General features: G+C 64.7%; 9 protein-coding genes. 6 read left to right on the top strand and 3 right to left on the bottom strand.

The annotated features are described in order from the left end of the window. The first annotated feature begins 278 nt into the window (after positions 1 to 278). From ABN611_RS07815 to ABN611_RS07800, 4 genes are all read left to right on the top strand, one after another. On the top strand, positions 279 to 674 hold the full coding sequence (locus tag ABN611_RS07815; RefSeq protein WP_350279121.1) for an Imm1 family immunity protein: 396 nt from the start codon (positions 279 to 281) through the stop codon (positions 672 to 674). A gap of 181 nt (positions 675 to 855) precedes the next feature. After that, positions 856 to 1,425 carry a GNAT family N-acetyltransferase gene (locus tag ABN611_RS07810; protein WP_350279120.1) on the top strand — a complete coding sequence of 190 codons (570 nt, stop codon included), beginning with the start codon at positions 856 to 858 and terminating at the stop codon, positions 1,423 to 1,425. Positions 1,426 to 1,455: 30 nt separating this feature from the next. Next, the gene (locus ABN611_RS07805) at positions 1,456 to 1,587 is read left to right on the top strand and encodes a hypothetical protein (protein WP_350279119.1); all 132 of its coding nucleotides are present in this window, start codon (positions 1,456 to 1,458) and stop codon (positions 1,585 to 1,587) included. A gap of 48 nt (positions 1,588 to 1,635) precedes the next feature. After that, the gene (locus ABN611_RS07800) at positions 1,636 to 2,391 is read left to right on the top strand and encodes a phage Gp37/Gp68 family protein (RefSeq protein ID WP_350279118.1); all 756 of its coding nucleotides are present in this window, start codon (positions 1,636 to 1,638) and stop codon (positions 2,389 to 2,391) included. Here ABN611_RS07800 and ABN611_RS07795 read toward each other — a convergent pair whose 3' ends face one another. Beyond that, positions 2,392 to 3,513: a three-Cys-motif partner protein TcmP gene (locus tag ABN611_RS07795; RefSeq protein ID WP_350279117.1), complete on the bottom strand. Its 1,122-nt coding sequence runs from the start codon at positions 3,511 to 3,513 to the stop codon at positions 2,392 to 2,394. It lies immediately after the preceding gene. 74 nt (positions 3,514 to 3,587) lie between these two features. On the opposite strand from ABN611_RS07795, the gene ABN611_RS07790 reads away from it, so the two are divergent. Both ABN611_RS07790 and ABN611_RS07785 read left to right on the top strand, forming a co-directional pair. Then, complete coding sequence (locus ABN611_RS07790; protein ID WP_350279116.1) at positions 3,588 to 3,803, top strand: hypothetical protein; 216 nt, start codon at positions 3,588 to 3,590, stop codon at positions 3,801 to 3,803. Between the two features lie 277 nt (positions 3,804 to 4,080). Continuing rightward, a complete protein-coding gene (locus ABN611_RS07785) occupies positions 4,081 to 5,391 on the top strand; it encodes a hypothetical protein (protein ID WP_350279115.1) in 1,311 nt (436 codons plus the stop codon). Between the two features lie 143 nt (positions 5,392 to 5,534). On the opposite strand, the gene ABN611_RS07780 is transcribed toward ABN611_RS07785, so the two are convergent. After that, positions 5,535 to 10,289: a DEAD/DEAH box helicase gene (locus ABN611_RS07780; protein ID WP_350279114.1), complete on the bottom strand. Its 4,755-nt coding sequence runs from the start codon at positions 10,287 to 10,289 to the stop codon at positions 5,535 to 5,537. After that, the gene (locus ABN611_RS07775) at positions 10,286 to 13,585 is read right to left on the bottom strand and encodes a hypothetical protein (protein WP_350279113.1); all 3,300 of its coding nucleotides are present in this window, start codon (positions 13,583 to 13,585) and stop codon (positions 10,286 to 10,288) included. Before ABN611_RS07775 ends, ABN611_RS07780 begins: the two co-directional genes overlap by 4 nt. Between the last annotated feature and the right edge of the window lie 11 nt (positions 13,586 to 13,596).

Genomic DNA, 13,596 nt, shown 5'->3' with positions numbered 1-13,596 from the left:
TCGTGATCACAGTCAGAGCAGGCACCTCTCGACGCTGTCGCGTCTGGCAAATCGGCCAGGCGTTCCGAAGAGGCCGCCCGTTGCATGTCTCAGGCTGAGCCGCCAGCCTCGACTCTGCGCGATAACACGCGGAGGGCGAGGCGGCCCCTCTACGCCGCGCGAACGCCTCGAGAAATGACCCTGTACGTGAACAAACGTCCCTGCGGTGGACGGTACGGCTGCGACGGTCCGTTGGCCAGGCGGCTCTAGGTCTACATCGGTGATGGGAGAGGACCCGCATGAACGACTTCTTGACCGCGTACTACGACGATGACGCGGGACAGCAGCGCATCGGCAGCCAGGCCGAGCTCGACGAGCTGCTTGACCGAGTCGTAGGTCTGCCCCGGCCGACCTGGCTCGAACTGGTCAGCGCGGACGAGCTCGCCACAATGAACATTGGGTTAGCGGCGGCCTTCAGTTCCTTGACGCTCTACGACGACGAAGGCTCCGCCAAGTACCGGTCGGCTGGCACCTTCGACGAGCCGCACGAGGCCACCTTCGACTATGGCGGCGTGCCAACGTGCATGGGCAAAGGCAGTGCGATCACCGTGAAGGAGGCGCGTGCAGCGGCCTCTGAGTTCCTCGCCACTGGCAGACGTCCTGAGCTGGTGGTCTGGGAGCTGGCAGTCGACTAAGCGCTCACGTCGCGACGATCGAGCATGTGTGCTCTGTGCTGTGGCCGGTCGGGGCTTCGTCCTCTCGAACGGTCGCCACTCGCTGCCAGCGATAGGCTGCTCGCTCGGGACATCTGTCTTCCGGTCCAACCATTTGATACCTGACCCAAAGATGTCAGCGGCTTACGCCGAGGGAGCGACCATGACCCTGACCTTGACCCACTTTACGGGGACCGAGACGCTCGAACTCGTCCCGAGGCTTAGGTTGCTATACGCGAACGCCTATTCGGAACCTCCGTACGAGATGTCGGACGCCGACATTGAGCAGTTCGAGATCCGGATCATCAAGCATGCCGGCCTGGATGGTTTCGCCCTGGTCGCCGGGAGGCTCGACGAGCGACTTGTAGGATTCTCGTACGGATTTACCTTCCCGCCTGGACGATGGTGGACCGGTGTGAAGACTGACCCGCCACCTGCCGACGTTGCCTCGGGCCCCCTTTTCGCGGTGATCGAGCTCGGCGTACACACGGACTTCCGTGGCCGCGGCTTCTCCCGACAGCTCGTCGACACCCTCCTCGCCGGCAGACCAGAGCCCTTCGCAAGTCTCATCTCCCGCCCAGGTGCACAGGCTCACGCGATGTATCAACGCTGGGGATGGAAGAAGGTCGGCACCACACAGACGTACCCGCACTGGCCGGTTGAGGACATCGATGTCCTCCCCTTGGAGGACAGCAAGCTCGGCCTGACCTTCGAGGACGAGCCTCGGTCATGAGCAATCCGTCTGTTCGGCATATCCCAGCTCGTGCGTTCCGCCGTCTACCGGACGGTGCGGGACGAGGCACGGTACGACCCGGAGATGCAGATCACCACGACCTCCGACGGTCAGCCCAGGCATCCCAACCCGGCAAGCCGCCTCCAGTCGCGGGTCGAGTGACGAAGTGCTGAATGCTGCGTTCAGTATGGTGATGGCCAAGGAGGACCGTTGAGCGATCGTTCGAGCATCGAATGGACTGAGGCGACGTGGAACCCGTCGACCGGTTGTGACCGGATTTCGGCGGGTTGCGATCACTGCTACGCCCTTACACTGGCCAAACGCCTGAAGGCGATGGGCTCCGAGAAGTATCAGAACGACGGCGATCCGCGGACCAGCGGTCCCGGGTTCGGTCTGACAATTCATCCGGACTCGCTGGACGTGCCGCGCCGGTGGCGTCAGCCGCGTGTGGTCTTCGTGAACTCGATGTCGGATCTGTTCCACGCCAGAGTCCCGCTTGATTTCGTGCAGCAGGTCGTCCAGACGATGAGAGAGACGCCGCAGCACACGTATCAGGTGTTAACGAAGCGAGCCCGTCGACTCCGGTTGCTGTCAGAACGGATCGAGTGGCCCGCGAACGTATGGGTTGGTACTTCGGTGGAGTCGGCCGACCAGCTGCATCGGGTTGATGATCTCCGGCGGGTTCGATCGGCCATTCGCTTCTTGTCACTGGAGCCTTTGCTTGGTCCGCTGGGGGACCTGGATCTGTCCGGGATCGGCTGGGTCATCGTCGGCGGCGAGTCGGGCCCCCATGCCAGACAGATCGACGCGGATTGGGTGCGGGACATTCGTGATCAGTGCGTGGAGCAAGGTGTGCCGTTCTTCTTCAAGCAGTGGGGTGGCCGCACGCCGAAAGCCGGCGGGCGGGAGCTTGACGGTCGGACCTGGGACGCGATGCCGGGGCTAGCGGCTCAGATTGCGATCTGATCAGGGGCCCTGCAACAACCGGATGGTGCTGGACTTGGTGATCCTGCCGGACGGCTGAATCGCCACCTGCCCCTCATCACGCAGATGCACAACGGCTGCTTTCGCGTCTTTGCTCTGCCACCTCGCTGTCTCCAGCAGCAACCACCTGCCGAGTTCCTCGAGCGTAGTCAACGGCTTATCGGCCAGGTGCTGATGCACGAGCTCCAGCAATTCCTGATCAACTACCCCTGACGAAGAAAAGAGGTCCAGTTGACCGATCGCCGGCGCGCCCTGAACACGTGGATCTGAGAAGCGCATGCCGTCTGAGTCGTCGACCGTCCACATCGCAGCCTTCATCGCCTCGACGCCGCTCTCATGTTTGCTGCCGAATACGAGGTACAGCGGTTGGCCGGTGCCCGGTACAACCATGAATTGAAGCTGGTATGTGAACCCAGCTCGTCGCAACGCAGCGCGGTACGTGTTGAGCCAGCCGCGCCAGCGCTCACCGGGACTCTGGTCCGGATCCGACGCTCGCCAATACTGTCGGCCTCCGAAGACATCGTCGAGCTGCCCTGGATCTTCATTCTCCCTGCGGCTGAACCAGTTGGGTCCGAAAGTGACGATCGCCTCGCTGGAGGGGTTGCGTGCGATGCTGGTGATGACGGGCGACAGCGGCACGTTCACATTGCCCCAGCTGTCGAACACCGCCAGGATCGGGTTGTCCCACGCGCGGGCGGCGGTCAAGAGGGGCAGCGTCAGCTGTGCGGCCTCGCCGTGGCGGACAACGACGGTTACCGGCAGGGAGTCGAGGTCGCCAAAGCGCGTCGTGAGCTCGGCGACGAGATGGTCGTAGCGTGCCTGGTTCTTCTCGATGAAGATCAGCCGGACCCGTTCGCGGCTGAGGTGCATTCGGCTGAGCGATCCGTGCGTTAGCAGCCGTCCGAGTACGAATACGGGTGAGCCCACCTCGCCGCCGAGGTAACGTCCAGGTCCGGCAAAGGCGTCGAGATAGGTGACGCGTGGCCGTAGGTAGCCCGTCGGGGTGGGTTGCAGCATGATGGGCCACCAGGCGTCGAGGTAGCGCTTGTACAGGCGATGCTTGGCAGCGGTCGCCGGCTCGAGCTTCCAGAGCAGGTCGGTCACTTCGCACCCTCCCTTGTGCGCTAGTGAAGACCCCATTACGGTACGTCACCGCGGATCGACGTGCCCGACTTCTCGTGGTGTCGCGTGTCAAACCGGACCCCTTCGCCGAACTGAGCGACGCTCATCGCGAGAGATTCGACGACATCTCGATCCGGTTCCAGCTGTACGTGCCTGGCATCGGTTACCGCCTGCACGTCGTCGGCTCGCAGGTGTTCGCGTTCAGCACCATGACAACCGCCATCCGACTACCGCTGCGCCGCACCGATCGACGCGACCGATTCACTTCTTGAGGGCCATCGGACGGTCCCGCCACCGAAGTCGCCGTGACCCTCGTAAGTGAGGTCTAAAGATTGTGCGACGCTACCGCCGGAACCGGGGGAGCGTGGAGTCGTGGCCAATGGCCTCAGCCCGGAGGAGCGGAAACCACGCACCCCACAAGCTGCTACCGGGCGTCCGACTCACCCCAGCGAGCACCTCGAGCCCGGCGTGCTGTGATCTCAGTGGCAGCGGGCACAGCATGCCGGTGCGTGGCGCTATCGTGTCGGGCATCATCTGAGGGGGAGATCAATGAGCGACGAAGCAGACGTGCCTGTTTGGACCTTGTCGACGTCCGACGCGTCGAACGTGCCGGGAATTGCTAACGGCGATGATCTGACGCCGGAACGCTTGACTGAGCTTCGTACGGCGCTCGCCGCCTTCTCCTCGGTCCCGTTGGTGACCTTGGAGGCCCATCCGCTGCCGAAGAAGCGCGACCGTTCGGTTGGCTTGCCTCTGGACGCCGTGAGTCCCCTCGCGCAGGAGCTCTCGCGTCTGGTAGCCGCGAGCGCCAAGACCGTGCCTGCGGTAGGGCGGGTCGCAGGCTCAGGAGAGGTGCTGTACCGGATGGTGGTGCCGGCGAAGGTTGCTGCACAGGTCGGCAAGGGCCTTGTCAAGCCGATGGTGTCGAAGGCCGCCGCGAACGGGGTCTACGGCACCTTGGTCGACAGCGCGACCAATGTGGCGGTCGCCAATGCAACCATGGTTCCCGTCGGACGTGCGGTCGCGGGCGCTGCCAGTACCGGTGCCGCCGGAACGGCCGTTGGTGCGATCGCCGCAGGTGGAGCTGTCACTGTCGCTGCTCCATTGGTTCTGATGGCAGTCGCCGTCGGTGTGAGCGCGTACGCCGATAATCAGCGCCAGAAGGCGATCGAGCATATTGCGGAGCTCCTGGAGAAGCTCCACGACGACAAATTGGAGCACGAGCGCAACGAGCTCGACGGCTGTCGGGACGCTATCGACAAGGCGACCGCGCTGTTGCTGGACCGTGGCAAGGTCGGAGCTTCGCTCGGGCTGGATTCGGCTGTTCACGCCATCAGTACTGCTACGCAGAACGCCGAGCGCCGCGTGAAGAAATGGGAAGCCGCGCTCGACGCGATCGTCGACAACCGCGCCGAGGTCGCCGAGCTGGAGGCTGAGTTTCCCGGGATCAGCGAGGAGGGCGGCGAGTTCCGCACGCACCTCGAGTTGGCCGCTCTTGCGATCGCGCTGAAGCGCCGCGTGGTCGTCCTTCAGGGAGTGGAGGCGGGCCAGGGCGACCCGGACAACCCGTTCGAGAACTTCGTGCGGAGCCTCAAGGCCGATCAGCAGAGAATCGACGAGTTGGATGCGCGAATCAGCAGGGCGGTCCTTCGACTTTCAGCCATTGAGTTGCGATCGCCCACGCGGCTCATCGACAAGTTCATGACGCGCGGGCAGGTCGACGGACTCCTTGAGACGTCCTATCGGCTCAGAGCTCTGGGCGACTCGATCAGCGCAACCGGTCGAGCGTCAGAGGTCATCATCGAGATCGAGAAGCACAGCGACGGGACACTCCTGGTGCTTCCGGCGCACGCGTCCTGACCGACGGCCGGCACGCCGGTGCCGGCGGATGCGTAGGAGATGCACCAAGCGCGAGGTGAGCGTCATGCGAAGGTCATCCTGCGGAGTCAGGGCGCCCTCCAAACGAGATACCGGACCGGCGATCTGGTGATCGTCGCTATCCGCTAGGTGCCGTCCCAAGTGCCGGAGGTCCGGTCCTCCGAGATGCTATGTAGCGGAGTCGGGGTTACGCTCGCCGTTCCTGAACGGGCTGTGCTCGGTCCGAGATCAATCGTGCCCAGCATCGTCTCAAGGAGTGCGAGAGCAGCGCCTCGGGACAGTACGTCGTGGTCGCGCTGATTTCCGTAGCTGCGCAAGCATCCGTAGCAGGAGGTCTCCGGGCCGCACTCGCAGGAGGAGACCCGCTTCAGGGCGGCTTTGAGCACGCGCTCCAGGTGTTCTTCAACGAGAAGGACGTGGCCTGCTCCACCGGGAACGGTGTCGAACAGCACGATCGACCAGGTGGATGCGCCGGTTGGAGCCAGCGATCCACCGATGTCGTCGCGGGCGATCTGCAGCTCGTCGCACGCTGCCTCCAGCACGGCGTAGAGGAGTGACTTCCAATTTGCCTGAGTCTGGGACGCGGCAGGGATCCTGACGTCGATAAAGACCAGGTCGGTCTCGTAGTTGTGCGCGAGGTCGAGCCATCGCGACTGACCAGTGCATGGCTTGCCCGTCAGTAGATGGTCGTGCGCGGGTGGCTTGCGCGGGTGAAGAACTCGGGCCGAGCCGTAGCCGCACCAGGTGCAGATCCAGAAGCCTGAGTTGCCGGGCCCGTCGGCGACGGCGACCAGTCGTCCCCGCGGACCGACCCGGACGTCGCACGTTCCGTGCTTGATGCTGACCTTGCGTGCCTTCACGTCGTCGGGTTCCTTAAGGACGTACGTCGACCCGCTCCAAGAACGACGCGGAGGCCGCGGCCCTGGACGCGTGGGGTTTCGAGCGGCGACAAAGCCGAACTCCGGGACCGTGATCGTGCGAGCCGCGTCCGCTGACGCTTCGCCGCAGTGTGGGCAAAGCGGATCGAGGTCGGCAAGTGCTCGCCAGAAGCCCAGGCACCGCTTGCAGATCCGATACTCGAACTCCTCGAGGTCACGCCCGGGCATACGGTAGATACCCCTCGCCGTCCACAGCATGCCGCCGGCAACGAGGGTCGCGTCTGGTGCGTACTCGTGGATGGCCTGAGACAGGTCGCGTGACAAGTCGAGCTTTGCGCCGGCTTGGTTCCCGGAGTATGCCGTGCGCAGCTCGACCGAGTCGACCGGAAACCCGTACTTGGGCAGCACGTTACGCGTCGCGAGGAAGCCGAGCAGGTCCCGGGTCTGCAGGGTGCGGCCGACCATCCTGTATCGCTCGGCGAGCTTGTAGTTCTTCGCGGCCGCCGCCTCAAGCTGGAGCGTTTCAAGGGCCGCCACGTCGCCGGAGAGTTCCGTCCGCACGCTCTCGAGGAGAGCGAGTAACACCGGCACCCAGTCGTTGGTCGCGAGTCCCAGCTCCCGAGCCACCGGCTTCGGGACAACGCGTGCGAGAGCGTCCGCGATCTCGGATGGAACGGGATCGAGGAAGGCCTTTAGCAGAGAAACCGGCGGATCGTCGCCGCTGTCGCCGGGAAGGAAGAACTGCCCAGCGGTCCGCGCGATGTGCTGGCGCTCTTCCAGATACCAGCGGAAGAATGCGGCCATCACAACCGAGTGTGCATGGCGGCGGTCGACTCGGGCATTTTCGAGCGGGACGTAGGGGGCGCGGACCGCGCCGGACATCATCACCTCGGGTTCGGCGAATCTACTCAGGTCGTGGGATCTGCGACTCGCGTATGTGACCACGAGGGCAGCCGCCCCTGAGCGACGGCCGGCGCGTCCAGCGCGCTGGACATAGTTCGCCGTGGTCGGCGGCATGTTCCGCAGAAATACTGCCTGAAGCTCACCAACGTCGACACCGAGCTCGAACGTCGTCGAGCACGACAGGGTGTTCACCTCGCCACGGATGAACTGATGCTGGACGTTCGCCGCCTCGACGTTGGTCCACTGAGCCGTGTGCTCCTGAGCCTTCAGCGGGACGGCGAGCATGGATCGGTACAAGGCACGATAGTGGTTTCGCTCAGCATTCACGGATGGAGGCACGAACTCCTCGAGTTGGCCTTCGCAGCCCAGAGCCGGGCAGACACCGCGCACGGAGAAGGCCGTAACGCGGCGGCAGACCGTGCAGTGGTGTACCGGGCTATTGTCGGTCGGCCACAGCAAGCGCAGGAGCTCGTGGTCGACCTGGTAGACGACTCCCCGTCCCTGTTGTGTGCTCGCCTTGAGCCAGTCGACGGGAGTCGCTGGTGCGGTAAGGAAGCTCCAGATTCCTTTGAGGAGAGCGGATGGATCGTCGTCGCGTCCCAGGGCCAATAGGACTCGGCGGACGTAGTCGATGCGGCGGTTTGTTCCCGTGCCAGGAAGCCAGGACAGGACCTTACGGATCGCCTGCGGTCCTGACTCGCGGGCGTAGATCGGCCCGAGGCGCGGCGTGAAGATCTCGTCTTTTGCGTCGACATCGGCCGGCATCGTGACGGCACCCTGCTGCCGTAGAGTGCGAACGAGCTCCTGTAGGAACGCCCACGCCTCATCCTCGCTCAGCCCGAGCGCCACGAGTGGCGCGGGTGCTGCCCAGGTGGGATCGCGGTCCATCACGATGGACAGCAGCCCAAGGCCTTCTAACGACTGGCGGTCGTCCGTGGCCACGACCTCTGCCATGACCCAGGGGCCGACTTCACGCGCCTGCTGCTGTGCCGTCATGCGGCGGGGGAAGGTCTTGACCTGCTCGGCGGCCTTGCGGGTCGAGAAGACGAGGTCTTCGATCATCACCGCGTCATTGACGGCACCGGCGTCGACGAGGCCCTGGCTGATGAGCCGGCGCCGCTTGAGCCGCTCATAGGAGTCTTCGAGGTAAGGCGCAAAGTACGCGGCCGCCTGGCGGCTGTCGCTGAACGCTAAGAGCTTGCGGCCCTCGCCTGGCAGTTGCTGCTCCGCGATCTGCTGGCTCGGTGGAACGCTTTGGTACAGCGATGTTGCGATGACCGCACCGCTCGCATCAGCACCGGTCTCGAAGACGCGGACGGTCGCCGGGCCGCGGGCGCCACACACGAGGCAGCCGGCGATCTCTTCGCCGCGCTGCTTCAGCTTTCGGACTCCCCGGAGGTGCGTTGAGTCGCAGGCAGGGCAAGAGTTGGCTGGGGCATTCGCAATGGCTCCACACGACGTGCACAGCTTCGCGTCGTCGGCGCTGACGTCGGCGCCGTCGTCGGCGGCTGCCTGCTCATCCTCGTCGACCTGCGCGTTGTGGTCGGTCAGCACGAGCCACTGGTTGGACTTGGTTGCCGCGCGTGGAAGGAGCTTCGTGACGCCGCTGGATGACACCACTTTCCCGACGACATGCACGGCACCACAGCGTGTGCAAGAGCCGATCTCGAACATCGGTGCCTCACACTCGGGGCACGAGTCATGGCGGGCGAGCTGCACGTGCGGGCCAGAGTCTGAGAGGCAGGCGAACGCGCCCTCGGTCGCGCGAAGGAATAAGTGGTAGCGGGCCGAGATCGGGGTAGACCCATCCACGCAGTGAATGGAACTGCCGAGATCGATGAGTGCCGCGAGGCCGGCCCGAGCTTCTTCCTGGCCGGTGAATACGATCGCGGCCACTCTGTCGAAGGGCGCTGGCCTGGCGCTTAGCGTCTTGCGTACCTCGACGAGGGCTGCCTCGTGCAGCAGGGCCTCGTAGGCGGTGCCTGCGGAGAAGCCGGCCTCTTCCGCCTTCGCAAGCACAGCCTGTTCGCGATCCACTGCGCTCGCCACCTCGACATACTCAGCTGCGGTCAGCGGACCCCAGTGTGGGCCGGGCGGGGTGTCGACACGCTTTGCGGTGACGAGGTCCTGTCGGCTCGTGTCTGCGTCGACCCACTCGAATGGCTGTCCGAACAGGTTAGATGCGAATCTCATGACCGCTGCCGGGTCAGCATCGGCACCGACCGTTGCCGAGGTGGCGATGCACTGGATCGGGCGATCGGGAGCGACGCGATCGCGAACTCGACGAAGCAGCATGGCGATCTCTGCGCCCTGCGTGCCGTCGTAGGCGTGCGCCTCATCGACCACGATGAACCGCCAGGTTTTCTGGCCCTTAGGGAAGAGCGCCATGTCCTGTGGGCGGAGCAACAGGTACTCCAACATGGCGTAGTTGGTTAGAAGGAGCTGCGGTGGTGTTGCTCGCATCTCCTCGCGACTCAGCAGCTCGTTCGGGAGTATGGGCTCGCCGATGTTGAGCTGTGAGAACATGTCGCGCGCCGTCGCGGGGTCGTTCTCGGTGTCGCCTGTGTAGCGGCCGAAGGTGATATCCGGATACCCGGCCAGCAGCTGCCGAAGGCGTTTCAGCTGGTCATTGGCCAGCGCGTTCATGGGGTAGAGGAGGAGCGCGCGCACCCCTGGGCCAAGCGTTCCTGCTTCCTTCTCGCGCACCAAGCTGTCGAGGATCGGGAGAAGGAACGACTCGGTCTTGCCGGAGCCTGTGCCGGTTGCAACCACGACGTTTCGACCGGCCGCGACCTTGCGGATGGCCTGTTCTTGGTGCACGTACAGCGGGCGGTCGGGGGGCAGCGCGGCGCTGGTCAGCGCGCCGAACGAAGGCGAGAGGAGCCCATCTTCGATGAGCTCCTGAACCGTCGCCCCTGGCGCATACGGAGGCGTGGCTTCGAGATACGGGCCCTTGTCGAGCAGCGGTGTCGTCTCAATGGCTTCGCGGAGGGCGGCGTCGAGCTTGGCGTCCCGTACGGCGAGCAGCGATTGGAGGTAGCGTCGGTACGTCGCCTTGATATCGCTACTGGTTCGTACGGCGTCGATGTTGCCGATCACGAAGACTGCTCCTCTACTCTTGAAGCGGCAGCGGCTACCAGCAACTCGGCCAACACGAGATCGATGGTCACCAGCTGAGGCACGACGGCTGCCAGGCGGGCCCAGCCGCGCCGCTGGTACTCCAGCAGCTTGACGGCTGGGTCGTTCCCTCGTGCTGCGTGTCGGGCGGCGATAGCTAGGCCGATGGAGATAGCGGGAATGGCGTGCCAGCCGTCGTTTCGTGTCGGGTGTTTGCGTGCCTGAAATGAAGCGAAGACCTCGGGCGCAGCGATCTGGGCTAGTAGCGTCTCCGTCACTGCGAGCACACTGCGTACGTGGTGGAGCATCCAATCGAGTCGCCTGTCGTTGCGCCGTCGGATGAGTTCCATGGCTGCGATCACGCGAGTATCGCCGCCGAGAAGGCCCTGGGGAACGAGTCCCATCATGGCGACAAATGCATCGCGTTGCGCGGGGTTATGGGCGAAGATGTCTGCGCCATAATCGAACCTGCCCGACGTGGCGTACGGGTCGGAGCCTTCCAGCACCATGGTGACGACGTCGCCACAGACCTCGATCGCGGCATCGATCTCTTGGGGCGACCACTCGGCATCAGCCGCCGACAGTACAACTGCGGCGAGTACGCCACGAGGTGTCCATATTGGAGGCGTGTCGTCGTGTGCATCTGCCAGGTTCGCCCATGCGAGCCGTGATCGAATCATGAGCGCCGGAATCGACTCAGTTGGCACCGATGACTCTGCCATCGCTGTAAGCGCTGGCTTAGGCTGGTGGAACATGGCGGCTTCGACGGCATCGCGCACGGAAGCTCTGCGGTCGCCCAAGCCAAGTTCCGAGAGTGTGGCCCGAATCGTCCAGAGCCGAGTGAAGTCAATGATGTGCTCACCCAGGTCCCGGACTCCAGCAAGGAACGCCGACACAGCCGATTCCTCGGCATCATCGCTGATGAGCCAACCTTCAGCATCGACGAAATGAGATCGCCCTACTTCCGGCCAGTCGGGCACCGGCTCAGGCGCCCACGGGTCGTCGACCCGTGCCGCGACTAGCAGCGGTCCCGCGTCCTGCAGCTCGTCCGGAAGTACAGCGGCGCCGTCTTCGATGGGGACTACCGCGGCCTTTCGCCATGGCGCGCGTGACGCGTAGATCAAGGCGACCAGCCCAGGGACAGCTGCGCAGTCGTCGAACACAAGGCGTGGGCCAGCCAGGTTGACGGTCGAAAACAGTCGCCTGGGACGAATCGAGGCGACCGGTAGCTGGCCCTCCTCGCCGAGGCTCAGACCGAGCTGCTTGTGTGCGTTCAGGGTGTCGACGAGCTGCGCCAGGTTGAAGCGATAGACACCCTGTCGCCCGGCGCCGGGGTGAAGTTTCTGAACGCACTGCGATCCCCTGAGCACTGACAAAACTGGCTGTGCATCGGCCCCGACATCGAGGATCAGCGTGCCAGGGTCAGCGACAACGTCCTCGGTGTAGACAGTCAGCGCACGCACTGACGGCCGTGTGGTCGTTTCTGTCGACTGGTAGGCGATGCTCATGTGAGGCGGCGACACCGCGAGCGTTGTACTTTGACCGCGCGTGCTCACCGTGACATATCGGTCCCGCTGGCGGGAGCTCAGCGCAACCGACTTACGGTCGACTTCCATCCCGGCAGGAGTGTCGATGGTGACGGCGGCGGGGACGAGTCCGTCAGGGGTGAGCCTGCGCCATGACGGCGAGCTCCGCACCTGTAGTCCTTCGGCAATGAACACTGTACGTGATGCGCCGCGCCCCCACGGCCCACGAACGCGGATCGTGAAGGAGCCGAGGACTGGGCGCTGCTGCTCCGTCCACAGCCCGGTCGTTGACTGGCAAGACTTGAAGCTCGTACGACACAGGAGCAATCCCTTGCTGTCGAGGATCGACACCTCCCAGTCGGCGTCGGCGCCCAGCCCCTGCGGCAACACAATCTCAGGGACCTGCGTAAAGACGGGCGCTCCGCTCGACGTGCGGACGCCTGCCAAGGGCTGGCACACCTCGATGTGGGCAGCGCTGAAGGTGCGGACGGTGTGCGGCTTGCCATCCGCGCCGAAACGCACCGAGCGGACGTCCGCCAGATCGACGAGCGTGAGCGACCACTGCGACCAGCCCGGGGGAAGCGCTGTCTCGGCGACCACCCTCGACTCGCCCTCGAACACCAGGCCGCTGGAATCGCCAGGCACGAGGAACCAGATAAGGCCGCCCGGCAGGGCAAGGCCCGACGGCAGACACACGCCGTCCTCTCCAAACGCCAGGAAGGGATCGTTGTCGTCGACCACCGACACGTTCGCGGTCAAGTGCTCGTGGCCTTCGAGCGCAGCCGATGCAACGCGGATCGGGCGCGGGATTGGTACAGATGTCGCGGGCGCGGGTTCAGACGACCCCGGCCACAGGGCCTGCGTGCCAACGCGTTGGGGGTCGCCATCGAGCGTGACCACCCAGGTAGCGCGGCCGTCGGGTGCGTCGCCGACCGGCGGAAGCTGGAGCAGGGGGCCGCGGCCGTACGGGTCGAGAATGAGGTGCGGATAGAGCTTGCCCTCGCGGTTGCCGCGGGTTCGGACCGGCTCAAGTCTGCCTGCCTGATGCAGCTCCAACGCCTTGAGGCGGAATCGGTCAGGCAGTGGGATCTCACTGCCGTCACCGCCGGCACCGACGGTGTCGAGCAACTCGAAGATCCGGTCGGTCACATCGATCGCGAACTCGCCACCGAACCGCAGGAACCGGTTGACCGGCATGTCCACGTCGTAGAGACGGCCGGCCGCGGCGCGGTTAGCGGCCCACGCGACGAACGACTCAGCATCAAGCGCAGGGTGCCTCGTGCGTTGCTCGGTCACAACGCGGTAGAAGTCGTCCAGACACCACGTCGGCACGCCGCAGTGGAGGAGGATCCGGCCGAGGTATCTCGTCCCGGCATCGGCGTCGGCATTCGCAAACGTGGGCAAGCCCAAGGTTGCGAGGTTGTCGAGGAAGGCCTGACCCCACTCCTGCTGGAAAGCCGGCGAGTTGCTGATTTGGAGCAACCCGGCCAGCTTGGGCCAGAAACCGTGCCCGTCGTACTTCCCGATTGCGGCATTCGTCGTCGACAGCACCTGGACAGCCGGATACACACGCAGGGCGAGCGAGCGGCGATACCCGTCGTAGGAGAACTTGCGGTAGTTCGCGCCAAGTACGCCGAGCATCTGCGCCGCATGATCTGGGTTCACCTGATACTCAGCCGCCAAGGACACGGCGGCGAGGCGCTTCGACCACTGCCTCTCGCGTGCCTGAAGCGCCTCGGTCGGCGTTAACACGCGCTGCTGCT

This window comes from Kribbella sp. HUAS MG21 (assembly GCF_040254265.1).
GTDB lineage: Bacteria > Actinomycetota > Actinomycetes > Propionibacteriales > Kribbellaceae > Kribbella.
Note: the sequence above shows the minus strand (reverse complement) of the source record. Positions and strands in the feature narration are given on the sequence as shown.

Coding starts and splice junctions, on each gene's coding strand:
- ABN611_RS07810 (WP_350279120.1), top strand. CDS start 856: ATGACCCTGACCTTGACCCACTTTACGGGGACCGAGACGCTCGAACTC.
- ABN611_RS07785 (WP_350279115.1), top strand. CDS start 4,081: ATGAGCGACGAAGCAGACGTGCCTGTTTGGACCTTGTCGACGTCCGAC.
- ABN611_RS07815 (WP_350279121.1), top strand. CDS start 279: ATGAACGACTTCTTGACCGCGTACTACGACGATGACGCGGGACAGCAG.